This window comes from Ruegeria sp. AG6 (genome assembly GCF_056541565.1).
In genome coordinates, this window is sequence record NZ_JBQFYQ010000009.1 from 1 (window position 1) to 24,027 (window position 24,027).

Sequence of the window (24,027 nt, forward strand, 5' to 3'; positions counted from 1 at the left end):
CTAAATCCTAACCTCAGATGCCCCCGGTCTCTCCCGAGCGTAACCGCCGCTTCCGCCGCGTCCCAGCGCCTCAGCAGCGCCGGTGAAGGGGGTTCTAAGTATAACAAACAAATCCCGCAAGCGGAAAATACACAAAAACAGAAGAAATTCTTGAAAAGTTCATTTATCCAAGAATTACAGATAGTTAATTCAGATCAACCAAGCACACTGCCGCCGATAACTATGTAAAGGCAGGTCAGAATTCCCGGTTCAGCGCGTTATGCACATGATTACCCACAGCCTCACGTCCGAGTCAGGCGGAATCGGCCCTGTTGGACCGGAAAGACAGGTTGGGAATCGGCAGGCGCAGGACAAGCAGGGCGATAATGGCAGCCAGGTAAGCAAGCGGCTCGATCTGAAATCCTTTTGCCAGCAAGAGGTAATGCATCGCCCCCAACAATGCGGCCGCGTAAACGAGGTGGTGCAGCTTGCGCCAGCGCGGTCCCAGTCGGCGCACAGACCAGTTGTTGGAGGTCAACACCAGCGGAAGCAGAAGAAGAAACCCCGCCATGCCGACTGTTATGTACGGGCGTTTGAGGATATCCGCCCAGATCTGGCTGGGAAGCTGCACATCCAGAACCAGCCACACAAGAAGATGCAACGCGACGTATACAAACGTGAGCACCCCGATCGCGCGCCGAAACTTCATCAGGTTGAGGCCGACATGCCGGCGCAGGGGTGTGACCGCCAGACCGGCAATCAGCAACTGAAGGGCCAGTTCCCCATATCTGTGCTCCAACGCCTCAATCGGTTCGACCCCCAAACCACCGGTCAGGCCAAGATAAAACAGCCAGGGGGCGGGCAACGCCCCCAGCAGATAAACGGCCCATACCGGAATACGGCGGAGTGTCTGGTTCATCGCCGACATGGTTTTAATAATTCTTGGCCAGATCCATGCCTTCATAAAGGCTGGCGACCTCTTGTTCATAGCCGTTGAACATCAGGGTCGGCTTACGTGACGCGAAAAGCCCGCCCCCGATCTCGCGCTCTGAAGCCTGAGACCAGCGTGGATGGTCCACGTTGGGGTTCACATTACTGTAGAACCCGTATTCGCGTGGATTGGACATGTTCCAGCTGGTGGGCGGTTCATCCTTTGTGAGCGTGATCCGAACAATCGACTTGATCGATTTGAAGCCGTATTTCCAAGGAACGACCAGACGCAAGGGCGCACCGTTCTGGTTGGGAATCGGGCGGTCGTAAATTCCGGTTGCCATGATTGTCAGGGGGTGCATCGCCTCATCCAGGCGCAATCCCTCTCGGTACGGCCAATCGAGAACGGGAAACCGCGTTCCCGGCATTTCATCCGGGCGATAGGCCGTCTCAAAAGCCACATATTTCGCGCCGTCTTGCACGCCCGCCATATTGAGAAGGTCGGCCAGCTCAAATCCGTTCCACGGAATTACCATCGACCAGGCTTCCACACAGCGAAAGCGGTAGATCCGCTCCTCTATCGTCATCTCGGACAGGATGGCCTGAAAATCATAGTCGCCGGGGTGGTCGACCAGACCATCAATCGTGACGCTCCAGGGTTCGGTCACCAGCGTATGAGCATATTTCGCCGGGTCATCTTTTCCGGTCCCGAACTCATAGTAGTTGTTGTAGGTGGTGATCTCTTCCCACGTGTTCGGCTCCAACCCATCCTGTGCTGCCGCCGGTTTGGCCATCGCAGTCAGGCCGACACCAGCCAGCCCGGCCATAACCTGCCGCCGGTTGAGGAACGCCGCCCGGGGGGTGACGTCTGCATGTGTCAAAGTATTGGTCCAGCGATGCGCCATATGGGTCTCCGTCATCTTCAGTGGTCGCTATTGACGTAGTGTGCTGATAGCACAGAGCCATGGAAACAGGCGTAACGATTGAGCGAAGTGATTGTAACGTTCCATTTTAACAGGGCATTCGAGTAACGTTTTCAGCACCGAAAACCATAGACTCGAGAACTTTTGGAGCCCGGCGGAAAACTGCGGTTTTCGTGGATTACCGTCAGAACTCGGGCACAAAACTTTACAACTGCGGGCGCAAGGCTGCACTCTGTCAGATGGGTGCCACGCCAAGCCGAACGCGAGGCAAGGCTGCAACTGCAGCCTTTTGGCCGCAATGGGAGGAAGAAAAATGTGTGATATCTGCGTAATGAATGCCGTCAAAGACAAGATGCTGTCTCGTCGCGGGTTCTTCAAAGCTGCCGCAGCTTCGGGTGTTGCAGCAGCCGCAACCGGAGCCGTCGCGCCGGCAGCACTGGCGGCCGGGCATGGCGGTGTCGAAGATATGACCCATACGCTGAGCCCGGATTTCCCGACATGGGGCGGCGAACCCGGCATTTCGGCCGAGCAGGCTTTCAACTTTGCTGATCACGGCTTCAATCTGTTCAACCTGTCAATCAACGAACATACGGGCACGCATATCGATGCGCCGCTTCACTTTTCGGCGGATGGGACGTCGGTTGATGAAATCCCCGTCACGGATCTGGTCGCCCCCTTATGCGTCGTGGACATCGCCGCCCGAGCGGCCGAGGACGCTGACACGCGCGTCACCCCGGACGATCTGAAAGCCTGGATTGCGGCCAATGGTGATATTCCTGATGGTGCCTGCGTGGCGATGCATTCCGGATGGGCAGGCAAAACCGCCACGGATGAGTTCCGCAATTTCGACGGCGAAGCGCAGCATTACCCGGGCTTCCACGTTGAAGCCGCGGAGATGCTGATGGAGGAGACCGGAGCACGATCAATTGCCGTTGATACCCTGTCCTTGGATCACGGCATGTCCGCAGATTTCGCGACACATTACGCGTGGTTGCCGTCAGGCCGGTTCGGGATCGAATGTCTGGCTGGGCTGGATCGCGTGCCTGCGTCGGGTGCAACGCTGGTGATCGGCGCACCCAAGCACCAAGGCGGCACCGGCGGGCCGGCGCGGATCTTTGCATTGATCTGACAAATGCCCGGGCGGCCGACCAGCGCCCGCCCGGCCATCTTTCCGGTAGGGCCAAACTTCTGCCACAGTTGCAGACCAAGACTTCGTGCATTCTTGATCTGTTCGGGACACCTGCCTTCATGTTGCTTAGACCCCTTGTTGTTTTTTTGTCTTTGCTGTGCGGATCGGCATTGGCTGATGTGCAATCGTGCAAAAAGCTGTTTGAGCGCGCGCCGCAGGTCCTGAGCGATCTGAATCAGATCGGGTCTGAAGTTTATGAAGACAGCCATCCGGGCCTCGGCTATTCCGCCACTTTTGCAGACCCATCTTCCAAGATCACGGTTTTCTTCTATGACCATCAACAAAGGGACGTCTCATCTGAAATGGCCCTTGAAAGCTTTAAACAAGCTGCACGCGATATCGCTGCAATAGCTGCGCGGCGCGGTGCCGAGCTTGGTGAAATCAACGCCTATCAGTTGCGTGATCCGTCGCAGGTGTTGCCGTATCGGGCCGAGGCCAAAGCATCAGATGGCCTGTCCGAACTTCTGGCAGTCGGCGTCGTGGACAATTGTATTGTGAAGCTGAGGTTCACGGCCCAGTTTCCAATGGAGAAAGCGCAGGTCTGGATGAAGGTCCTCAGTGATTATCTGAACAAAGGCTATGGAAAACCGACATGAAAAAGGCCCGCCAAAAAAGCGGGCCTTTCAGTTCACGGTGTCAGATCAATGCACCACGGCATCGTCCGGGCGCGGTCGCTCGGAAGTTCCCAAACGATCACCGATGATCAAACCATCTTGCCCGGCGGTGACCGGAACGACGTCACCATCCTTGATTTCCCCGGCCAGCAGAGCTTCGGCCAACGGGTTCTGCAAGGCGCGCTGGATGACGCGTTTCAGCGGGCGGGCACCGAAGACCGGGTCATAGCCTTCATTGGCCAGCCATTCCTTGGCGCTGTCATCCAGGGCCAGCTCGATCTTGCGGGCGGCCAGACGTTTTTGCAGACGTGCCATCTGAATATCGACGATGCCATCCATATCGGCACGCTTGAGGCGGTCAAAGATGATCGTTTCGTCCAAACGGTTCAGGAACTCGGGCCGGAAATGTGCCCGGACTGCATCCATCACGTCGCGCTTGGCCTGTGAACTGTCCGCACCTTCGGGCAGCTGGCTGAGCGCCTGAGACCCAAGGTTCGACGTCAGGATGATCAGCGTCTGTTTGAAGTCCACGGTGCGGCCCTGACCATCGGTCAGAACGCCATCGTCCAGAACCTGCAACAGCACGTTGAAGACATCCGGGTGCGCCTTTTCGACCTCGTCGAACAGCACGACCTGATAGGGCCTGCGCCGCACGGCTTCGGTCAGCACACCGCCTTCGTCATAACCGACATAGCCCGGAGGGGCACCGATCAGACGGGCGACCGCGTGTTTCTCCATGAACTCGGACATGTCGATGCGCACCATCGCGTTGTCGTCATCGAACAGGAAATTCGCCACGGCCTTGGTCAGCTCGGTCTTACCCACGCCAGTCGGCCCTAGGAACAGGAACGAGCCCAGCGGGCGGTTTTCGTCATTCAGACCCGCACGAGCACGGCGTACTGCATTGGCTACAGCGGTGACAGCCGCATCCTGACCGATCACGCGCGAATGCAGTTCTTCTTCCATCCGCAGCAGTTTCTCGCGTTCGCCTTCCAGCATTTTGGCGGTCGGGATGCCCGTCCAGCGTTCGACAACGCTGGCTATCTGTTCCGGACGCACCGTTTCCTCGGCCATCATGGCGTTGCTTTCGGCATTCTCGGCCTCGGACAGCTTTTTCTCAAGCTCGGGGATGATGCCATAGGACAGCTCACCCGCCTTGGCGAGGTTGCCTTCGCGCTTGGCGATTTCCAGATCGGCCCGCGCCTTGTCGAGCTGTTCCTTCAAATCCCGCGCGCCAGCCAGCTTGTCGCGTTCGGCCTGCCACTGCGCAGTCATCTCGGCGGATTTTTCCTGAAGTTCTGCTAGATCCTTCTGCAAGGTTTCCAGGCGATCCTTCGATGCCGCATCGTCTTCCAGCTTCAGCGCCTCTTCCTCGATCTGCATTTGCAGAATCTGGCGATCCAGCTGATCGAGTTCCTCAGGCTTGGAATCCACCTCCATCCGCAACCGCGACGCGGCTTCATCGACCAAGTCGATGGCTTTGTCGGGCAGGAACCGGTCGGTGATATAGCGATGCGACAGGGTCGCCGCCGACACCAACGCCGAATCCGAGATGCGCACGCCGTGGTGCAGCTCGTACTTTTCCTTGATGCCGCGCAGAATGCTGATCGTGTCTTCGACCGTCGGTTCCTGAACCATCACCGGCTGGAACCGGCGCGCAAGGGCCGCGTCTTTTTCGACGTATTTGCGATACTCGTCCAGTGTGGTCGCACCGATACAATGCAGCTCACCCCGGGCGAGCGCGGGCTTGATCAGGTTGGCGGCATCCATCGCACCATCCGATTTGCCCGCGCCAACCAGCGTGTGCATCTCGTCGATGAACAGGATGATCTCACCCGCGGCCTCGGTCACCTCGGTCAGAACAGCCTTGAGGCGTTCTTCGAATTCACCACGGTATTTCGCACCGGCAATCAGCGCACCCATGTCGAGCGCAAGCAGCTTCTTGTCCCTCAGCGATTCCGGTACGTCGCCGTTGACGATGCGCAACGCCATGCCCTCGGCAATCGCGGTTTTACCGACGCCAGGTTCCCCTATCAGAACCGGGTTGTTCTTGGTGCGGCGCGACAGAACCTGCATTGAGCGGCGGATTTCCTCATCCCGCCCGATGATCGGGTCAATCTTGCCTTCAGCCGCAGCTTCAGTCAGATCGCGCGCATATTTCTTGAGCGCGTCATAGCCCTCTTCCGCCGACGCTGTGTCAGCAGTGCGACCCTTGCGGATGTCATTGATCGCTTCATTCAGCTTCTGGGCAGATACCGCACCGGCCTCCAAAGCCTCCTTGGCTTTGGATTTCACCATGCACAGCGCCATCAAAACGCGTTCAACGGGCACAAAGCTGTCGCCCGCCTTGGTGGCGATCTTTTCGGCCTCGTCCAGAACCTTGGCCGTCTGACCGTCCATGTAAATCTGGCCGGCATCACCGCTGACTTTCGGGATCTTGCCCATGGCAGCGTCAAGCGCCTCGACCACGCGGTTCGACGCGCCGCCCGCGCGTGTGATCAGATTGCTTGCCAGCCCCTGATCGTCATCCATCAATGCTTTGAGTATATGTGTGGGCTCCAGCCTCTGGTGCCCCTCGCGCAGCGCAATGGTCTGCGCCGCCTGCACGAACCCCCGTGCCCGTTCAGTGAACTTGTTCAAGTCCATGATATTCTCCTTTTCCAAGCGCCCCGTTTTGATGCGCCCGCCTGGCGGCACGCGTCGGTCGAAGCCTCACATTCAATCTGGGAAATACCTTTGCCGGTTCAAGAGGCTAGAGAGTGAAAAAACGCCTCAACCACGCGGAATCGTATAGACAGTGTAGCCCCCGGTTTCGGCCACCTGCTGGGCATCGTTCGTCTCGACCAGCGACTGCGCGGCGGCGCTGCCCGTGGGGCAGGATACAAGATCGGCGGTGTGGTCGAGGAAATTGCCGGTAAAGGTGGTTTCTCCGGTCAACTGGCACCAGTCATCTTCGGACCGATAGCCCCGAACAAGATACAAATCATCATTGGTCGGGGGCGGCGCGGCGCCGGTTTCGGTCTGTGGCGGCGTGTCGTCGCAGGCGGCCAGCGTGGCGACGACGGCCAGCGGAACAAGGTGCTTCATGGTCTGTCCCTTTGATGCAATTTTCGTTTCAGAGTGGCAGCACCATAGCACAGTTGGGACAAAGCGAGGACACCGCTGGCTCCTTTGTCAGCTGTGGGCGTCAACCGCCTTCGATCTGCCGGATCAGCTTTTGCGCCTCGTCATCGCCCTGCTCGGCCGCGAGGCGAAGAAACCTCAGCGCCTCTTCGACATCGCCGATTTCATAGAGCAACCGGCCGAATTTGCGCTGCGATTTCACATCGCCAAGCTTTGCGGCCCTGCCCCAGAACAACAGGGTCGCTTCCGTGTCCTGAGGCACACCGTCCCGCCCGTGATAGGTCAAAGAACCGAGATTGTGCAGCGCCACGACATTGTCCTGCTTGGCGGCCTGGAAATAATAATCCAGCGCCTGTTCGATGTCTTTGGAGTAGCCGTTCTCGCCGATCTCGTAGATGTAGCCCAATCGCGCCGCGGCATCGGCGCTGCCGTTTCGGGCCGCCATCTTCAGATAGTCGACCGCGCGCTGCATATCGCGCGGGACATGCGTTCCTTCGCGATAGATTACGCCGAGGTGCAGCTGAGACGGCTCATATCCGAAGAACGCAGCCCTTTCATAATAGTACAGCGCCTTGTCGATGTCGGGCGCAACACCTTTCCCGTTCTCGAAGCCATACGCGACGTTGTGCATGCCCATCGGCAGAGCGCTTTCGGCAGCCGCCATGTACCAGGCAAACGCGGTCTCGTGGTCCTCGGGAACGATCTCGCCATCACTATAGAGCGAAGCGAGCGTGTTCATCGCCAGCCCGCTGCCCTCCATCGCGGCCAGTTCCGAAAACTCGAGCGCCATTTCCAGCTTGCCGCCCTTCATGAGCGCCCGGCCAAAGGCGGCCACGACCTCGGCATCGACATCCTGATCTTTCAACAGCAGATCGGCGCAGATCGCCATCGCATTCTCGGCGTCCATGTCGGCCCATTTCACCCCGTCGAAATAGGGCGACTGCCCCGGAGCGGCAGCGGCCATCAGGCAGTCATACTCTCCGTCCGAATAGTCGGGGTCCTGCGGTGGATCGTCGGGGTTGGGTTCCGGCCGGGGGCGCAGGTCGGAAACCCGCAGGCGCCGTTGCGGTTCCTTGGGGTCGTCGGCCTTTGCCGGCGCAGAGGCCTCGCCGGTCAGCCCGACCAGCAGATCGCGCGCCAGCTGCGAATAGATCGGGCAATCGGCGTAGATCCGTGAAAAACTCTCGATCGCCGTCGCCGACCCGCTGTCCTTGACGTCCGCCCAGACCAGTCGGGCCTCGCCGCAATCCGTTTCATCGGCCCAGACTGCGCCCGCCCCGACCAGAACAGCCGCCGAGGCCACCACACCCAACCGTATCATCCCGTATTTTCCTGCGTCTTTTCTTGTCTCAATGCGCCACACGCTCTACAGAAGCGCCGATCCCGTCAAGCCTGAAAGGTCGAACCAATGCCCCAAACCGCCGATGACCGCCTGATCGTCGCCCTCGACGTCCCCAACGCGCTGGAAGGGCTGAAGCTGGCCGAGACGCTAGGCGACGCCGTTTCGTTCTACAAGATCGGCCTGGGCATGCTGACAGGCGGCGGGCTGGCACTGGCCAATGAGCTCAAGCAGGAACACGGCAAGCGCATCTTTCTGGACATGAAGCTGTTCGACATCGGCAACACGGTGGAAAACGCGGTGCGGGGGCTGGCGCAGTTCGATCTGGATTTCCTGACCGTGCATGGCGACCCGCATGTGGTGCGCGCCGCCAAGGAAGGGGCGGCGGGCAAGGATCTGAAAATCCTGGCGGTGACCATCCTGACCTCGCTGAACCGCGACGACCTGGATGCCGGCATGATGAAGGCCGGCGACGTTCAGGACATGGTGGTGGAACGCGCCGCCCACGCCTTCGAGGCCGGGGCCGACGGCGTGATCGCCAGCCCGCAGGAGGCCGCCCTGATCCGCGCCCTGCCCCAGGCGACGGGCCGGCTGATCGTAACGCCCGGCGTGCGTCCGGCAGGCGCGGCACTGGGCGATCAAAAACGTGTGGCCACACCTGCCAGCGCCATCCAGGACGGGGCGGATCATATCGTAGTTGGCCGCCCCATTTATCAGGCCGAAGATCCAAAATCCGCGGCCGCGGCCGTTTTGACCGAGTTAAATTCTCTGAAAACGTGATGAGCAGGATCATCGTTTCAACAGGGATTCACGCTGAAAAAACCGCCGCAACAGGTTGACCTTACGTCAGTTTTTCGCGAATCCGCGCCAAATCGTCCCTGTGCCAGAAAACACACATTCAAAAAGCGAGTTTCTGAAAAGCGCGCCAAACCCTATCTCAACCGGAAAATCTTAGCGATTCTCAAGGGGATTTACTCCCCAACGAACCTACTCTTCCTGAGGTTCGTTACTTCCCCCCCGCGAAGCGCGGGGGGTTCTTTTCTCTGAATGATCTTTGATCGATATCACGGGATGATATAAGGAACCCCCAAGACAACTGCGGAACACATGAGGACGCAGATGCCCGGTCTTTGCCGAGATTGCCTGACCCCTTTGACGAACGAACGGCGCTGCACGGCCTGCGGCAGTCCCAGGGTAAAGTCTCATCCCGAACTGTTTGATCTGTCCATCGCACATATGGATTGCGATGCCTTCTATGCTTCGGTGGAAAAGCGGGACAATCCGGAACTGGCAGACAAGCCTGTCATCATCGGCGGCGGCAAACGCGGTGTTGTATCCACGGCATGCTACGTGGCCCGAATTCGCGGTGTGCGATCCGCCATGCCCATGTTCAAAGCGCTGCAACTGTGCCCCGATGCCGTCGTGATCAAACCACGCATGTCCGTGTATGCCCAGGTGTCACGGGACATCCGCGCCATGATGGACGAACTGACACCAGTGGTCGAACCCCTGTCACTGGACGAAGCTTTCTTGGACCTGTCCGGCACCGAACGCCTGCACGGAGCCCCCCCGGCCGTCATGCTGGCGCGCCTGGTCAAACGCATGAAGGATGAACTGGGTGTGACAGGATCCATCGGGCTGAGTCACAATAAGTTTCTGGCCAAGGTTGCCTCGGACCTCGACAAGCCCCGTGGGTTTTCGGTGATCGGCAAGGCCGAGACGGCTGAGTTTCTGAATGACAAACCCGTAAGGTTGATCTGGGGTATTGGCCCCGCTGCGCAGGAATCACTGGACCGGGCAGGGATTCGAACCTTCAACGACCTACTGCGTTGGGATCAGGAGGCTTTGACTGTGCGTTTCGGCTCGATGGGGTATCGCCTGTGGCATTTGGCACGGGGTCAGGACAAACGACGCGTTTCAGCCCATGAACCGATGAAGTCCATCAGCAATGAGACCACGTTTTTCGAGGACACCGCCAATATTGATATTCTGGACGGACATTTGTGGCGCATGGCCCTGAAGGTCTCGGACCGGGCCAAGGCCAAGGATCTGGCTGGCCGGGTCGTTACGCTGAAGCTGAAGAAAGCCAATCACAAGATTCTGACACGGCGCGTGTCATTGCGGGACGCAACGCAGATCGCGGACAAAATCTATCGCACCGCAAAAGGGCTTTTCGATCAGGTGGGGGATCAGGGGCCATACCGCCTGTTGGGGTGTGGCCTGTCTGACCTGTGCCCGGCGGATCAGGCTGACATCTCCGGCGACCTGCTTGATCCCGGCGCCGTCCGCAGATCACAGGCCGAGCGGGCCACCGACCAGATCCGCCAGAGGTTCGGCCCGGAAGCAATCGTGAAGGGCCGCGCTTTGCGCTAGTTTCATTCCGCCGCCAGACGGAGAGGTTTTAAACCGATTCTGGATATGTCGCGCACCACCTGCCGAAGGAGTTTCGAAAACGTCATGAAATTGGCGTTCGGCGCAATCTTTTCTTCGTCCATATACAAGGCCCGGTCGATTTCAATCTGGATCGCGTGTTGCTGGCGGGTGGGGCGGCCGTAAGTCTGTGTCACATAGGCCCCGGCAAACGGGGCGTTGCGCACCACATTCAGACCTGCCGAAGCAAACGCCGATTCGATGAGGTCCACGATTTCAGACGAGGCCGACGCACCGAACCGATCACCCAGCACGATCTCGGGCCGTTTGTTTCGGGTCGTACCAGCCATGGCCACCGCCTCATGCGGCATGGAGTGGCAATCCACCAGTATGGCCTGGCCGAATTTCTCGTGTGATTCGGCCAGCAGGGATTTCAAACGTGCATGATAGGGGCGCCAATAGGTGTCGATGCGCAGCCGCGCCTCGTCCATGGTCAGCTTGCCGCTGTAGATTGCCCGTCCATTGGCCACAACGCGGGGAATCACACCCAACCCTGATGCGACCCTGGGGTTGTGCCCATGCCTGCGGGCACCGCTGATCAGCGCCGGGTCCAGTTCGTCCAGACTGCGATTCAGGTCCAGATAGGCGCGTGGCATGGTCGCTTTGATCAAAGGCGCGCCATTCTCGGCCGCGGCAGCAAACAATTGATCCACGAAGGCGTCTTCCGAGGATCGAATCACGCTTTGATTCAGAACGGACCGCTTCAAAAACGCTTCGGGATAATTCCGCCCGCTATGAGGAGATGAAAAAACCACGCATGAACTGCGGTTTTCCGGCATATCCAATACAAAGGCTGCGTTCTGCATGATCCCTCCATGTTCGCAATCAACATAGACCGGAAAATAGTTCTACCAAACCCCTTGAACCCCTTTGCGACTCCTTTTATAGACCCCGCTACCGGCGCGGGGTTCCGCGCCCCATTTCGTTATGGGGCTGGGCACGCAAAGGGAAAGTGGGCGGTTAGCTCAGCGGTAGAGCACTTCGTTGACATCGAAGGGGTCACAAGTTCGATCCTTGTACCGCCCACCATGATTTCACTGTTCCGGAGATCCGGGACACCCGAGTAACCCAGGCGCTGGCCACGTCCTTGATGAAGGCGCCGCAGATTGGAGACAGACCATGAAGGTCAAGAACTCGCTCCGCTCGCTCAAGAATCGGCACCGCGACTGCCGTGTTGTGCGTCGCAAAGGCCGCGTCTACGTTATCAACAAGACGCAGCGCAAGTTCAAAGCTCGCCAGGGCTGAGAACAGCAAAACACCGTTTTAGAAAACCGCGCCCTTGAGCGCGGTTTTTTGTTTTCTGCACCTGTGGGCCTGACGTGCTACCCTTGCTTCGACATTGCGGAGTGTGAAACCCATGCGCGAACACGGCATCGACGTACTGGTGGGAACGACCAAGGGAACGTTCATTATCTCTGGTGATCAGAACAGGTCAGATTGGAAAGTGACGGGCCCGCATTGCGAAGGATGGCCGATCAACCACGTCATCGGCGACAAGGAAACGGGCACGATTTGGGCCGGGGGCGGTGGTGACTGGCATGGCGCCGGAGTCTGGTGTTCCGAAGACGGCGGTGTGACTTGGCAGGTCGCAAAACTCACCAAGGGCCAAATGGACGAGTGGGCCGCCAACGACCAGGATTTTGCCCAGATGATCGGCTGGACCGGAGAACCCGCACCATTCGCCGATGAGTTTTCGCAGGTCTGGTCTTTGCGTTATCAACATGGAACGTTGTACGCAGGCACAAAACCGGCCCGCCTGCTAGCCAGCCACGACAATGGTCGGACATGGGACACGCTTGAGGGCCTGACAAACCACCCCTCGGCACCCGATTGGGATCCCGGCGGTGCGGGGCTGGTCCTGCATACAATCGTGACTGACCCAAATGATTCGAAAAAGCTCTGGGTCGGCATTTCCGCTGCGGGTGTGTTTGCAACCGAGGATGGTGGCGCAAGCTGGGAGCGGCGAAACAGATTGTCCAACGCCGAATCTTGCACGCATCATGATCATCCCGCTGCCCCCAGGGATGGTGAAACGGGTCATTGCGTCCACAACATGGTTCAAGCTCCGGGAACCGCGGATTTGCTGTACCAGCAAAACCATCACGGTGTTTGGCGCTCGGCCGACGGAGGGCGCAGTTGGGATGACATCACCGAAGGCCTGCCATCCACCTTTGGATTTCCGATTCATGTGCACCCACGTGATCCGGACACGATCTGGACATTGCCTTTGAACGGAGACAGCATCGGGCGCTATCCACCGGATGCCGCCGCGGCAGTTTGGAAATCCACAAACGGAGGCGCAACATGGCAAGACCAGCGACGTGGCTTGCCGCAAGAAAGCTGTTTTTTCACTGTTCTGCGACAGGCCATGGCCGGAGACCGCCGAGACCCCGCCGGTATCTATTTCGGGACCAACAGCGGCTCGGTTTTTGCCAGTGTTGATGAAGGGGACACATGGACGGAAGTCGCGCGCCATTTGCCCACGATCCTTGCAGTTGAGGTACTTGATCGTGAGTGATCCAGACACTGCCGTGTGACGCGGATCTTTCCGTTCAACACAACTCGCGCCCGCCCCCAACAAGCCTCGCAAGGGTGCCTGCGCTCATTTGACCAAGTAAATCTGTCGGATTTTCTTGCATCTCGCTGAGAATCGTATAATTGAGCAAATCAGTCGGGTTATCAACCGACGCGAAATTCAATTGTTGGGGCAAACTATGCTGAAATCCACAACCTGCCTGGCCGCCGCTCTGTCGGCATTGATCGCAACATCAGCCGCAGCTGAAGGCGAGCTGAACCTTTATTCGTCGCGCCACTATGACACTGACGAACGTCTTTACACGGACTTCGAAGAAGCGACCGGCATCAAGATCAACCGGATCGAAGGCAAGGCGGATGAATTGATCGCGCGCATGGAAGCCGAAGGCGCGAACTCTCCGGCGGATATCATGCTGACGGTCGACACGTCTCGCCTGGCGCGTGCCAAAGATGCGGGCATTCTGCAAGCCATCGACAGCGAAACCCTGGAGGAGCGCATCCCCGCCAACCTTCAGGACGAAGACAACCAGTGGTTCGGCTTCTCACAGCGCGGTCGGATCATCTTTTACAACAAAGAAAACGTTGCCAATCCGCCGGCCACTTACGCAGACCTCGCCAAGCCGGAATACAAGGGCCTGATCTGCATCCGATCCTCGACCAACACCTACAACCAGACCCTGCTCGCCTCGATCATCACACATGAAGGTACCGAAGCTGCAAAATCCTGGGCGGAAGGCGTTGTCGCCAACATGGCCCGAGACCCGCAGGGAGGTGACACCGACCAGCTGCGTGGCATCGTTTCGGGTGAATGCGACATCGCTGTATCGAACACCTACTACTATGCACGGGCTATCCGCAAAGACGTCAAAGGCCTGTCCTCTGACCTCGACAAGATCGGCTGGGTCTTCCCCAATCAGGACAGCTATGGTGCGCATATGAACCTGTCGGGCGGTGGCATCGCGGCACACGCCCCGAACAAGGAAAACGCAATCCTGTTCCTCGAGTATCTGGCAAGCGATCAGGCGCAGAAGTACTTCTCGGCGGGCAATGACGAATTCCCGGCAGTGCAGAGTGTTGAACTGGCGGAATCGGTAAAGGCCCTGGGTGAGTTCAAAGCTGACGACGTGAACCTGTCGGAGGTCGCAAAGAACATCCCGGAAGCACAGAAAATCTTTAACGAAGTCGGCTGGAAATAATCCACCACCTCGTCAAAAGCTTGCGAAAGGCGCAGAGTCTCTGCGCCTTTTTTCATTTACACACACATAATTTTTATGTAATTTTCCCACAAATGAAAACTCCTCTCGTTTGTGGTCCATGCTCGACAACCTCTCAAGCCGCCTTGCCGTCCGTTTGAACGAACTCCGCCACGGGCGCGGGTGGTCCCTGGATCAACTGGCCGCCCACAGCGGAATCAGCCGCGCCACGCTGTCCCGCATGGAGAAAGGAGAGGTCAGCCCCACCGCTGAGAATCTTGGCCGCCTCTGTGCCGCTTATGACCTTCCGATGTCCCGGCTTTTGATGATGGTCGAAGACAGCTTTGACCCCAAGGTGGCGTTTGAACGCCAGACCGAATGGCGTGATCCCGAAACCGGCTTTACCCGCCGTGCAGTTTCACCGCCTGCAAACGGCTTGAACGCCGAGGTCGTGGAATGCCACCTGCCGCGCGATACGGTCATCACTTACGAGGCGCCGCCCAAATCCGGGCAGGAACACCATCTGATCCTGATCGACGGCGCACTGACACTGACAGTTGACGGAACCCCCCATGCGCTGAGCGCCGGAGATTGCCTGCGCTATCACCTGTCGGGCCCAACCCGGTTCGAAACCGGGGCATCTCGCGGTGCGCGTTATCTTTTGGTGCTGATATGATCTCGCGTCTGACCGATCTCGATTTCAGCGCGGCAGTGGATGATCTGGCGGAAATCCTCCACGCCTGTGTGCATGACGGGGCCAGCATAGGCTTTGTCCTTCCGTTTACCGAGAGTGACGCACGAAATTACTGGCTGCAAAATGTTCGTCCCGGGCTGAAATCCGGTGCGTTGGAGCTGTTTGCCCTCCACGACAACGGGCGCATTCAGGGCACGGTGCAACTGATCCCCGCGACCATGCCCAATCAACCGCACCGCGCTGATGTCGCGAAACTTCTGGTGCACCCGAACGCCAGACGGCGCGGTTTTGGCCGCGCCTTGATGGAAGCCCTCTTTCAACGAGCGACAGAGTTGGAGCGCACGATGCTGGTTCTTGATACCCGCAGCACCGATCCTTCTCGATTGCTTTATCTGGACCTGGGGTTTCAGATCGCCGGGGAAATTCCGAACTATTGCCGAAACCCGTTCGAAACCAGACTGGAACCCACGACTTACATGTATAAAGAGCTGTCAGCTTGACGCCAAACAGCGACCGTATGACCGTGGATCATGGATTTTCCCCAGTAGTCCACGCGAAGTCGTGCGAAAGGTCCGGGGCATTCCCATGCCGCGCTTTTTCGCGGCGTGCGCTGCAACCAGGCCTGAACACAGCGGAACTCAATCGCCCGGCCACCTGAAGGGATGCCCGGGCAATCAACTTTGTGCCTTGCGTTTAGAAATGCGCTGACTTCGTGCCTGCGGGCTTTTCCATCGGAGGCGCAAATTTGGTCAGGTCGATACCTTTCACGGCCGATTTGTATTCCTCGGCGGTCGGCATTCGGCCCAAAACAGCCGACAGCACGACCACCGGGGTCGATGCCAGCAGGGATTCACCTTTCTTGTCCGCCGCGTCCTCAACAACACGGCCTTGGAACAATCGTGTGGACGTGGCCAGCACAGTGTCACCCTTTGCCGCTTTCTCCTGGTTGCCCATGCAGAGGTTACATCCCGGACGCTCCAGATACAGGATGTTCTCGTATTCCGTCCGTGCTTTGCTTTTTGGGAACAGATCGTCGAATTCAAAGCCTGAATACTTCTGAAGAATGCTCCACTCGCCTTCTTCTTTCAGCTCATCGATGATGTTGTAGGTGGGCGCAGCAACGACCAGCGGGGCCTTGAATTCTACTGTGCCCTTCTCCTGCTCGATGTTTTTCAGCATCTGCGAGACGATGACCAGATCGCCCTTGTGCACCATGCACGATCCAACAAATCCCAGATCGACCTTCTTTTCCCCTTTGTAGTGGGAAACCGGCCGGATCGTATCGTGGGTGTAACGTTTTGATACATCGGCGTTATTGACATCCGGGTCGGCGATCATGGGTTCGCTGATTTCATCCAGGTCAACCACCAACTCGGCAAAATACTTGGCGTTTTCATCCGGTTTCAGGGCCGGCTTTTCACCCGACTTGATTTCCGCGATCCGAGCGTTGGCCTTGTCGATCAGACCTTGCAGTGTCCGGGCCTCGTTATCCATTCCCTTGTCGATCATGATCTGAATACGGCTTTTCGCGATTTCCAGAGATTCGATCAACGTGTCATCCGCTGAGATGCAGATCGACGCCTTGGCCTTCATCTCGGCCGTCCAGTCAGTAAAGGTGAATGCCTGATCCGCCAGCAATGTGCCGATGTGAACTTCGATGATACGCCCCTGGAACACGTTGTCGCCGAATTTCTTCAGCATCTGCGCCTGGGTGGCGTGAACCACATCGCGGAAATCCATGTGATCCGCCATCTGGCCCTTGAACGTCACCTTGACTGATTCCGGGATCGGCATGGTAGCTTCGCCAGTGGCCAGCGCCAGTGCAACAGTACCCGAGTCAGCACCAAACGCGACGCCTTTGGACATACGTGTATGCGAGTCGCCACCGATGATGATCGCCCAGTCATCCACGGTGATGTCGTTCAGAACCTTGTGGATGACGTCTGTCATCGAGTGATAAACACCTTTGGGGTCACGCGCGGTTATCAGGCCAAAGTTGTTCATGAATTTCATCAGTTTTGGGATATTTGCCTGCGCCTTGGAATCCCAAACCGAAGCAGTATGACAGCCAGACTGATAGGCACCGTCAACGGTGGGCGATATCACTGTCGCCGCCATGGCTTCCAGTTCCTGCGCCGTCATCAGGCCGGTGGTGTCCTGCGAACCGACGATGTTGACCTTCACCCGAACGTCCGAGCCCGCATGCAGAACTTTGCCTTCGGCCACGCCAACCGCGTTTTTGTTGAATATCTTTTCAACCGCCGTCAGGCCCTGCCCTTCATGCGAGATCTCCTTGGACGGCGCGAAAGCGGATTTCACCTCGAGACCGAGCGTCTCGGCCGCGAATGTCTGAAGCTTTTTGCCAAAGACAATGGCATAAGATCCTCCGGCCTTTATGAACTCGGTCTTTTGCGGCGTGAAGGATGATGACAGATCGACCAGCTCTTTGTCGCCTGCGTCATTGTACAGCTTTTTGTCCTTGGTGTTGATAGTCAGTACCGTTCCTGTCTCGACGGAGTATTTCTGCTCGAGGATAGGATTGCCGTCATTGTTCAGGATAGGATTGCCGTCGGCATCCACTTTCTTGACCCAGTTCTTGAGATCGATGCCGATCCCGCCGGTGACGCCGACGGTGGTCAGAAAGATCGGTGAAATCCCGTTTGTACCGGCAACAACCGGCGCGATGTTCACGAATGGAACATAGGGGCTGGCTTGCTTTCCTGTCCACAATGCAACGTTGTTGACACCGGACATGCGCGACGATCCAACACCCATCGTCCCTTTTTCAGCAACCAGCATGACGCGCTTGTCCGGGTTCTGTTTTTGCAAGTCCTGAATCTCGGCCTGTGCTTCGGGTGAGATCATGCACTTGCCGTGCAATTCACGGTCCGACCGCGAATGCGCCTGATTGCCGGGCGACAGAAGATCGGTCGAAATATCCCCTTCGGCCGCCACATAGGTCACAACCTTGATTTCTTCTTCGATGTCGGGAAGCCGGGTAAAGAACTCGGCCTTGGCATAGCTTTCCAGAATGTCCCTGGCAACGGCGTTCCCGGCCTCAAAGGCTGTTTTCAGACGGTTGGTATCTGCTTCGTACAGGAACACCTGGGTTTTCAGAACTGCCGCCGCTTTCTGCGCAATCTCTGCGTCATCGCCCAGCGCCAGATCAAGCAGAACCTCTACCGATGGGCCGCCTTTCATATGCGACAGCAATTCAAACGCGAAATCCTGCGAGATTTCTTCAACCGTCGCTTCACCCAGGATGATCTCTTTCAGAAAGCGCGCCTTTTCACCTGCGGCGCTGGTTGTGCCCGGAAGCGTGTTGTAGATGAAGTAGTTCAGTGAATCGGCGCGATGAGCGTGACCCGTATCTTTGATCTGCCCGATGATTTCCTGCAAAAGAGCACCGTCTTCGATGGGTTTGGGGTGCAGACCCTGTTCTTTGCGCGTCTCGATTTCGTTCAGGTATTCTGTGTAAAGGCTCATGACGGTTCCGACCATTTAGCTGATGCACCGGGCCATGTGAAAGCCCGGCACCTTGAATTTGTATGCGGCGGTATACCAAAGCGTACCGACGTGCAAGATGCCGATCTGCGACCCAGTGTCCTGCCCTACGGGCGATGCCCGCCGCAATGTCGGGCGGTGCGTCGATGGGAATGTTCGATCCCCTACCCCCCGAAAGCCGCAATAAGCGCTTTCGCCAAGGGCAAAGAAGAATAGCCCACCCGTGAAGGTGTAAGCCCCATCCGCACGACGACCATGTCACGCGACGGGAAAATTCCGATGGACTGACCGTCATGCCCTTGCAACCAAACCGCGTCTTCAAACGGTGGCAGGTCGCCCGGCGATTTCAACCAGAGATGACCCTTGGCATATTCACTGCCAGACGCCGCAACGGGTCCGAACATCCAGTCCACAAAACCTGTGGGCAAAATCTGTGCGCCGTCCCAAACCCCTTTTTGCAGCAGAAACTGGCCATACCTCGCCCAGTCTCGGGCCGTGGCGTACATATAGCTGGATCCGATGAATGTATCGGCGACATCTGCCTCGATGATCGCCGAAGCCATGCCAAGCGGTTCAAAAAGCGCATCCCGAGGATAGCTCAAACCGCCATCGGGCAGCTTGTCCTGCCACACCCGGGACAACACGGTGGACGTGCCGGAAGAATAGTTGAAGTCGGTTCCAATGCCGGCTTCCAGTGCACGGTCGGCAGCGAAACCGGCCATGTCATCGCTAAGATACAGCATCCTGGTCACGTCTGACACGTCTCCGTATTCTTCATTCCATTGCAGACCGCTTGTCATTGCCAGCATGTCCGCAACAGTAATGTCTCGCCTTGCGTCTTCTGCCCATTCGGGAAAACTGTCGACGAGGGTGTCCGATACATTCATCTGACCCGCTTTGATCAACGTTCCGATCAGCCCGGCCGTCACCGTCTTGGTCATGGACCAGCCCAGCAACGGTGTGTCGGCGTCAAACCCTTCCGCATAGCGTTCGGCCACGATACGCCCGCCTTGAACCACCACTACGGCGCGGTATCCTTCGCCAAGCAGCGTATCATCCGACAAGACGGCCTGAAATTTGGAATCATGAGACTGCGCAACGTCGTTTCCGCTTGGCCAAAGCCCTGTCGGCGCGGGCTTGGCAGCCTCAAGCCCTTGCGCACTCAGGGATGTAGCATGCACGTTGGTGCAGCCAAGCCCCTGCCGGAACTGCGACCTGGCGGGCGCGAAGAACCGAAAGAGTCGCGCATGAACAGTCTGCGCCTCTCGATCGACCTCAATCGAAACATGTTTGAGCAGCGGATGCCCCGGGGCCTGCACATCCACCGCAAGGACCTCTTCCGGATCACGTCCGGCAACGAAAACGTTTGAACAGACAATCTTGGCCGAGTAATTCGTGCCCACTTTCAACAAATCGGGCGGGGCGATCAGCAGATAACCAAGCAGCCCCACGATGCCCAGAACCACGACACCTAGACCCGTTTTCAATACCTTACTGAACATCCGCTGACCTGCCCTTTTGCTGTCTTTTCAGCACAGGTTAGATACATCCAGCTCGGTTTTGCCACTATTCCGTTGCGTATTCTTCCGATGCTGATCGCAAACTCGGCGCCTTTCTCGGTGAACTGCTTAAGTCGTCTCGTCGCTTTGATCCGGCGACAACCAAAAGCTTTGCGATTGCCCGGCAAGACGTTGCCAAATCTGTTCACTGAACTCTGGCTTCGCTTCGGCCAAACGAACCATTCTTATTGTCAGCGCCTGTGCAGGCAGGGCCTCTTCAACGCTTACAAGCTGCCCCTGAGCAAGCAGCGTGGCGACCAAAGAGTGGGGTAGCCATGCAACGCCGATTTCATTCACGGCATATTGCAGCATCGCCAGCGTCAGGGCCGTCTCGGCCTTGGCCACGAGTCTGGTTTCGTCGGGCAAACGCGGTGCAATCAATCGGGAAAACACTTGCCCAAGAAAAACATCAGGCGGGTAGACAATCGCAGGAATAGTCTTGCCATCCAATTCCCCGCGCATTGCCGGTGCGCATACCGGGATCAATGTGTCGGCACCAAGCGTCCTCGCCTCGAACGCACTTTCGAGGTTCTGCACCCCACCGTCCGATGCCGCGTACATGATCGCGAAATCGACTTCTTTCGAGATCAGTTGCAACAGGCATTCGTCCTGGTTCCCCGATCGCACCTGAACCGAGATATCGCTGTTTTCGGTCAACATCCGGACCACTTTCGGCGAGACGGTTGTCGTCAACGCATGCTGGCACACGAGCGACAAAGACTGGCTGGCCTGATCGCTTTCTGTTTTCAAACTGTGACGCAGTTTGTGCAGACGCGCGCTCAGCTCGCGCAGTTCAGGTTCCAACGCCTGAACGCCCGGCATTAGGGATACGGGTTTGCGGCGACGATCAAACAGGGTCGCTCCGATACTGCCTTCGATGAGCCGCACCCGACGGGTAAAGGCAGATTGGGTCAGCAGCCGTTTTTCCGCGGCGCGCGTCAGCGATCCGCTGTCCAGCACGGCCAATATGTCATCGATCCATTCCAAACGCATGTGAATAAGATAGCCCAGACCTTACTAATATGCAATTTTTGCAACATACTCACTGAATTTCGAATTAGAAGAGCGGCAACACACAGCGTAAATTGACGAAAATCAATATTAGGAATTGTGACATGCATCTTGCGCGCTTTCCCCGCCTTCACCTCGCCCATCTTCCGACACCGCTTGAACCGATGAAGCGGCTTTCCAAAGAACTGGGGGTGGAAATCTGGATCAAGCGCGACGATTGCACCGGCATGTCAACCGGCGGCAACAAGACCCGCAAGCTGGAATTTCTGATGGCCGAAGCGGAAGCGCAGGGCGCCGACATGGTGATGACGCAAGGTGCCACTCAAACCAACCACGGTCGACAAACCGCAGCGTTTGCCGCCAAGCTGGGCCTTGATTGCCATATTCTTCTGGAAGATCGCACCGGCTATCAAGATGGCAACTACAATACAAACGGCAATGTCCTGCTGGACCACTTGCACGGCGCGACCACCCAGAAGTTTCCCGGGGGTCACGATATGCCGGGCGAAATGGAAAAGGCTGCCGCGAAGAAACGGGCAGAAGGCCGCAATGTCTATGTCATTCCCGGCGGCGGCTCGAACCCGACCGGGGCGCTGGGCTATGTAAACGCGGCCTTTGAACTGTTGGGTCAGGCCAATGACAGCGGATTGCGGATTGACCGGCTGGTACATGCAACCGGGTCGTCCGGTACGCAGGCAGGTTTGGTGACGGGAATGTGCGCCATGAATGCGCAGGTGCCGGTGCTTGGCATCGGGACAAGGGCACCTCGGCCAAAGCAGGAACAGATGGTGTACGACCTCGCCTGCAAGACCGCCGAAAAGCTGGGGTGCGCGGGCGTGGTAAAGCGTGAAGATGTCATGGCCAATACCGACTATGTCGGCGAAGGCTATGGCCTGCCCACTGAAAGCGGCATCGAAGCGATCCAGATGTTTGCCGAATTGGAAGGTATCCTTCTGGATCCCTGCTACTCGGCCAAGGGTGCGGCGGGCCTGATCGATCTGGCGCGCAAAGGCGAATTCAAAGACCAGCGGGTCGTTTTCCTTCACACGGGTGGCGCGGCGACCTTGGCGGGGTATGACTTTGCCTTCGATCACAAATGCCGCTGGGTGAATATCTGAGCAATGACACTGCGCCTCATCGGCATTCTTGGCGGCATGGGCCCTGAGGCAACGATCCTCCTCCAGCGCAAGCTGGTCGAGGCTGTGCCGGTGAGCGACGACCGGGACCACATTCCGCTTTTGATCGACATGAACACTCAGGTCCCGTCACGGATCGCGCATTTGATCGAAGGGGCGGGCGAAGATCCGGGGCCGACACTGGCGGCGATGGCGCGACGTCTTCAGGATGCCGGCGCCATGGCGCTGGCAATGCCCTGCAACACGGCGCATCACTATGCCAAGGCGATCACCGAAGCCGTGACCGTTCCGCTGTTGAACATGGTTGAACTGGCCGCGGATCACGCCGTCGGGACACTCGGGAAGGGTGGGCGCGTTGGTGTGCTCGCTTCTCCGGCGGTGCGCCGTACTTGTCTTTTCGAAACAGCCCTGCACGCGCGCGGGCTGTCAACCGTTTGGCCAACGGATGACGACGCAATGCTGGCGGCGATCCGCGCGATCAAGGTCAACGGCCAAAGCGACAAGGCGCGCGAAACGCTGCGAGCGTCCTCAAGGGCCTTGGTCAAGGCGGGGGCGGACTTGCAGTTTGTCGCTTGCTCTGAATTCTCCCTCATTGCCGACAGCGTCGCGGATGACGCCAATGCAGTGGATACGATCGATCTGCTGGTCCGCGCGATCGTCAATTTTTCTCAGACGGGCCGGCATACGAGGTAAAGGCGCATTTTCCGTTCAACGGCCGGTCGGTGCGCCAAAACGAATCCGTCCGGTCACAAACGCTGCCAAAGCTGGTGCGCGATCTGATCCAAGCTGGCCGGATTGGAAAAGGCTGAAATCGTCAACGTTGCACACCATGCATCGTCACCGATCGGCACCAGCAACCCCTGATCCAGCTCCGCCGAGATCGACGTTTCGGGCATCCAGGCAAATCCGCTGCCAGTCATCAATCTTCGCTTGATCGTTTCGACGAGGCTATCGACATATATCGTTTCGGTATTCTGGGGTTTCCGGTCAACGGTGTTTTCAACGACCATGCCCAAGAAGGACGATCGGTCATAGGCCAGATAAGGGATCGGCGGGCCATCCTGCCGGGACAAATCCCAACCCAGTGTCCGAACCGGCTGTGCGGCAGCCACCGGTATCAGACGGTCCTTCAACAGATCCTTACGCTCGAACGCGGTTTCGTCGATCATGGGCGAGACAGTATGGTGATAGTAGCACAGCAGGATATCTACCGCGCCTTCGACCAAAAGATCACAGCAGGTGCTCAGAGAATCGGACAGGACGCGCGTGCGCAATTCCGGGATCTGCTTCTGCAACTCTTCTATGCGGGTCGCCAAAAAATTAACCGCAATGGTGTGCAGAACCGAAAACCGGATGAACCGACTGTCGCCCCGGTCGGCGTCCCGCAGGGATTGGCGGGATTCAGACAGCTGTGAAATTGCCGCCTGCGCAACAGGCAGGAATTGTTTGCCGGCCTCGGTCAATTGCACCGGATAGGTTGCCCGATTGACCAAAGGCAGCCCCACCCAGCTTTCCAACGCTTTGATTCTGCGACTGAATGCGGATTGCGTGATGTTACGTTCATCAGACGCACGGGTGAAGTTCAAGGTCCGGGCGAGGCATTCAAAATCGCGTAACCAATTCAGATCCAATGCGTATCCCCGCTTGTGAAAGAGCATCTTCAGCAAGGATACAGAAAACTATGCAGAAAAAGAATAGTTTGATGAAATGTTCGAATTGGCTCTCGGAAAAGCTCCTGTTCTAGACTTCCGGGCAGGGTCTGGCGGTTGGTCTTGTTTCAGCCTTCCGTCCGAATGTGTTGCCAAAGACATGTTGGCGCGCCCCTATTGCCCGACTGGAAAATCGAACGACGGAAAGAACGACGCCGA

21 protein-coding genes and 1 tRNA gene are annotated in these 24,027 nt (G+C 57.7%); 12 read left to right on the forward strand and 10 right to left on the reverse strand.

Going from position 1 to position 24,027, the window contains the following annotated elements:
* Nucleotides 1-292 precede the first annotated feature (292 nt).
* Together msrQ and msrP are read right to left on the reverse strand one after the other, a co-directional pair.
* A complete protein-coding gene (gene msrQ / locus ACR0I0_RS16155; protein WP_480492205.1) occupies nt 293-907 on the reverse strand; it encodes a protein-methionine-sulfoxide reductase heme-binding subunit MsrQ in 615 nt (204 codons plus the stop codon).
* A gap of 4 nt (nt 908-911) precedes the next feature.
* Nucleotides 912-1,814 (reverse strand): protein-methionine-sulfoxide reductase catalytic subunit MsrP, encoded by a 903-nt coding sequence (msrP, locus tag ACR0I0_RS16160; protein ID WP_171635771.1) that lies wholly within the window; start codon nt 1,812-1,814, stop codon nt 912-914.
* Between the two features lie 331 nt (nt 1,815-2,145).
* On the opposite strand from msrP, the gene ACR0I0_RS16165 reads away from it, so the two are divergent.
* Nucleotides 2,146-2,961: a cyclase family protein gene (locus tag ACR0I0_RS16165; RefSeq protein ID WP_171635769.1), complete on the forward strand. Its 816-nt coding sequence runs from the start codon at nt 2,146-2,148 to the stop codon at nt 2,959-2,961.
* Between the two features lie 119 nt (nt 2,962-3,080).
* On the forward strand, nt 3,081-3,617 hold the full coding sequence (locus tag ACR0I0_RS16170) for a hypothetical protein (protein WP_171635767.1): 537 nt from the start codon (nt 3,081-3,083) through the stop codon (nt 3,615-3,617).
* Nucleotides 3,618-3,662: 45 nt separating this feature from the next.
* On the opposite strand, the gene clpB is transcribed toward ACR0I0_RS16170, so the two are convergent.
* The 3 genes from clpB to ACR0I0_RS16185 form a co-directional block, all read right to left on the reverse strand.
* Nucleotides 3,663-6,281 (reverse strand): ATP-dependent chaperone ClpB, encoded by a 2,619-nt coding sequence (gene clpB, locus ACR0I0_RS16175; RefSeq protein WP_480492207.1) that lies wholly within the window; start codon nt 6,279-6,281, stop codon nt 3,663-3,665.
* Nucleotides 6,282-6,407: 126 nt separating this feature from the next.
* Nucleotides 6,408-6,722 (reverse strand): hypothetical protein, encoded by a 315-nt coding sequence (locus ACR0I0_RS16180; RefSeq protein WP_171635763.1) that lies wholly within the window; start codon nt 6,720-6,722, stop codon nt 6,408-6,410.
* Nucleotides 6,723-6,822: 100 nt separating this feature from the next.
* Entirely contained in the window at nt 6,823-8,079 is a 1,257-nt protein-coding gene (locus ACR0I0_RS16185; RefSeq protein ID WP_209834114.1) for a tetratricopeptide repeat protein, read from the reverse strand.
* Between the two features lie 87 nt (nt 8,080-8,166).
* Here ACR0I0_RS16185 and pyrF point away from each other — a divergent pair, with 87 nt between their 5' ends.
* Both pyrF and ACR0I0_RS16195 read left to right on the forward strand, forming a co-directional pair.
* Nucleotides 8,167-8,877 carry an orotidine-5'-phosphate decarboxylase gene (pyrF, locus tag ACR0I0_RS16190; protein WP_170347373.1) on the forward strand — a complete coding sequence of 237 codons (711 nt, stop codon included), beginning with the start codon at nt 8,167-8,169 and terminating at the stop codon, nt 8,875-8,877.
* A 339-nt stretch (nt 8,878-9,216) separates the two neighbouring features.
* Nucleotides 9,217-10,470 carry a DNA polymerase IV gene (locus ACR0I0_RS16195; protein ID WP_480492209.1) on the forward strand — a complete coding sequence of 418 codons (1,254 nt, stop codon included), beginning with the start codon at nt 9,217-9,219 and terminating at the stop codon, nt 10,468-10,470.
* Between the two features lie 2 nt (nt 10,471-10,472).
* On the opposite strand, the gene ACR0I0_RS16200 is transcribed toward ACR0I0_RS16195, so the two are convergent.
* Entirely contained in the window at nt 10,473-11,333 is an 861-nt protein-coding gene (locus ACR0I0_RS16200) for an N-formylglutamate amidohydrolase (RefSeq protein ID WP_480492211.1), read from the reverse strand.
* 148 nt (nt 11,334-11,481) lie between these two features.
* Here ACR0I0_RS16200 and ACR0I0_RS16205 point away from each other — a divergent pair.
* From ACR0I0_RS16205 to ACR0I0_RS16230, 6 genes are all read left to right on the forward strand, one after another.
* Nucleotides 11,482-11,556 (forward strand) — tRNA-Val (locus tag ACR0I0_RS16205).
* Nucleotides 11,557-11,646: 90 nt separating this feature from the next.
* Nucleotides 11,647-11,772: a type B 50S ribosomal protein L36 gene (ykgO, locus tag ACR0I0_RS16210; RefSeq protein ID WP_005648635.1), complete on the forward strand. Its 126-nt coding sequence runs from the start codon at nt 11,647-11,649 to the stop codon at nt 11,770-11,772.
* 112 nt (nt 11,773-11,884) lie between these two features.
* On the forward strand, nt 11,885-13,045 hold the full coding sequence (locus tag ACR0I0_RS16215; RefSeq protein WP_480492213.1) for a WD40/YVTN/BNR-like repeat-containing protein: 1,161 nt from the start codon (nt 11,885-11,887) through the stop codon (nt 13,043-13,045).
* A gap of 196 nt (nt 13,046-13,241) precedes the next feature.
* A complete protein-coding gene (locus tag ACR0I0_RS16220; RefSeq protein WP_480492214.1) occupies nt 13,242-14,258 on the forward strand; it encodes a Fe(3+) ABC transporter substrate-binding protein in 1,017 nt (338 codons plus the stop codon).
* A 118-nt stretch (nt 14,259-14,376) separates the two neighbouring features.
* On the forward strand, nt 14,377-14,931 hold the full coding sequence (locus ACR0I0_RS16225; RefSeq protein WP_480492216.1) for a helix-turn-helix domain-containing protein: 555 nt from the start codon (nt 14,377-14,379) through the stop codon (nt 14,929-14,931).
* Entirely contained in the window at nt 14,928-15,449 is a 522-nt protein-coding gene (locus tag ACR0I0_RS16230) for a GNAT family N-acetyltransferase (RefSeq protein ID WP_171635747.1), read from the forward strand. Before ACR0I0_RS16225 ends, ACR0I0_RS16230 begins: the two co-directional genes overlap by 4 nt.
* 193 nt (nt 15,450-15,642) lie before the next feature.
* On the opposite strand, the gene ACR0I0_RS16235 is transcribed toward ACR0I0_RS16230, so the two are convergent.
* The 3 genes from ACR0I0_RS16235 to ACR0I0_RS16245 form a co-directional block, all read right to left on the reverse strand.
* Nucleotides 15,643-18,435, reverse strand: a complete 2,793-nt coding sequence (locus ACR0I0_RS16235; protein WP_480492218.1) for a bifunctional aconitate hydratase 2/2-methylisocitrate dehydratase — start codon at nt 18,433-18,435, stop codon at nt 15,643-15,645.
* Between the two features lie 182 nt (nt 18,436-18,617).
* Nucleotides 18,618-19,955: a serine hydrolase domain-containing protein gene (locus ACR0I0_RS16240; protein ID WP_480492219.1), complete on the reverse strand. Its 1,338-nt coding sequence runs from the start codon at nt 19,953-19,955 to the stop codon at nt 18,618-18,620.
* 126 nt (nt 19,956-20,081) lie between these two features.
* The gene (locus ACR0I0_RS16245; RefSeq protein WP_209834130.1) at nt 20,082-21,005 is read right to left on the reverse strand and encodes a LysR family transcriptional regulator; all 924 of its coding nucleotides are present in this window, start codon (nt 21,003-21,005) and stop codon (nt 20,082-20,084) included.
* Between the two features lie 122 nt (nt 21,006-21,127).
* On the opposite strand from ACR0I0_RS16245, the gene cuyA reads away from it, so the two are divergent.
* Together cuyA and cuyB are read left to right on the forward strand one after the other, a co-directional pair.
* Nucleotides 21,128-22,141, forward strand: coding sequence for a D-cysteate sulfo-lyase (gene cuyA / locus ACR0I0_RS16250; RefSeq protein ID WP_480492221.1), 1,014 nt, complete (start codon nt 21,128-21,130; stop codon nt 22,139-22,141).
* A gap of 3 nt (nt 22,142-22,144) precedes the next feature.
* Entirely contained in the window at nt 22,145-22,852 is a 708-nt protein-coding gene (gene cuyB, locus ACR0I0_RS16255) for a cysteate racemase (RefSeq protein ID WP_480492223.1), read from the forward strand.
* Between the two features lie 53 nt (nt 22,853-22,905).
* On the opposite strand, the gene ACR0I0_RS16260 is transcribed toward cuyB, so the two are convergent.
* Complete coding sequence (locus tag ACR0I0_RS16260) at nt 22,906-23,790, reverse strand: LysR family transcriptional regulator (RefSeq protein WP_171635733.1); 885 nt, start codon at nt 23,788-23,790, stop codon at nt 22,906-22,908.
* Nucleotides 23,791-24,027 lie beyond the last annotated feature (237 nt).

Coding starts and splice junctions, on each gene's coding strand:
- ACR0I0_RS16170 (WP_171635767.1), top strand. CDS start 3,081: ATGTTGCTTAGACCCCTTGTTGTTTTTTTGTCTTTGCTGTGCGGATCG.
- ACR0I0_RS16225 (WP_480492216.1), top strand. CDS start 14,377: ATGCTCGACAACCTCTCAAGCCGCCTTGCCGTCCGTTTGAACGAACTC.
- ACR0I0_RS16245 (WP_209834130.1), bottom strand. CDS start 21,005: ATGCGTTTGGAATGGATCGATGACATATTGGCCGTGCTGGACAGCGGA.
- pyrF (WP_170347373.1), top strand. CDS start 8,167: ATGCCCCAAACCGCCGATGACCGCCTGATCGTCGCCCTCGACGTCCCC.
- ACR0I0_RS16240 (WP_480492219.1), bottom strand. CDS start 19,955: ATGTTCAGTAAGGTATTGAAAACGGGTCTAGGTGTCGTGGTTCTGGGC.
- ACR0I0_RS16235 (WP_480492218.1), bottom strand. CDS start 18,435: ATGAGCCTTTACACAGAATACCTGAACGAAATCGAGACGCGCAAAGAA.
- cuyB (WP_480492223.1), top strand. CDS start 22,145: ATGACACTGCGCCTCATCGGCATTCTTGGCGGCATGGGCCCTGAGGCA.
- msrP (WP_171635771.1), bottom strand. CDS start 1,814: ATGGCGCATCGCTGGACCAATACTTTGACACATGCAGACGTCACCCCC.
- clpB (WP_480492207.1), bottom strand. CDS start 6,281: ATGGACTTGAACAAGTTCACTGAACGGGCACGGGGGTTCGTGCAGGCG.
- ACR0I0_RS16180 (WP_171635763.1), bottom strand. CDS start 6,722: ATGAAGCACCTTGTTCCGCTGGCCGTCGTCGCCACGCTGGCCGCCTGC.
- ACR0I0_RS16215 (WP_480492213.1), top strand. CDS start 11,885: ATGCGCGAACACGGCATCGACGTACTGGTGGGAACGACCAAGGGAACG.
- msrQ (WP_480492205.1), bottom strand. CDS start 907: ATGTCGGCGATGAACCAGACACTCCGCCGTATTCCGGTATGGGCCGTT.
- ACR0I0_RS16185 (WP_209834114.1), bottom strand. CDS start 8,079: ATGATACGGTTGGGTGTGGTGGCCTCGGCGGCTGTTCTGGTCGGGGCG.
- ACR0I0_RS16195 (WP_480492209.1), top strand. CDS start 9,217: ATGCCCGGTCTTTGCCGAGATTGCCTGACCCCTTTGACGAACGAACGG.
- ACR0I0_RS16220 (WP_480492214.1), top strand. CDS start 13,242: ATGCTGAAATCCACAACCTGCCTGGCCGCCGCTCTGTCGGCATTGATC.
- ykgO (WP_005648635.1), top strand. CDS start 11,647: ATGAAGGTCAAGAACTCGCTCCGCTCGCTCAAGAATCGGCACCGCGAC.
- cuyA (WP_480492221.1), top strand. CDS start 21,128: ATGCATCTTGCGCGCTTTCCCCGCCTTCACCTCGCCCATCTTCCGACA.
- ACR0I0_RS16165 (WP_171635769.1), top strand. CDS start 2,146: ATGTGTGATATCTGCGTAATGAATGCCGTCAAAGACAAGATGCTGTCT.
- ACR0I0_RS16230 (WP_171635747.1), top strand. CDS start 14,928: ATGATCTCGCGTCTGACCGATCTCGATTTCAGCGCGGCAGTGGATGAT.
- ACR0I0_RS16200 (WP_480492211.1), bottom strand. CDS start 11,333: ATGCAGAACGCAGCCTTTGTATTGGATATGCCGGAAAACCGCAGTTCA.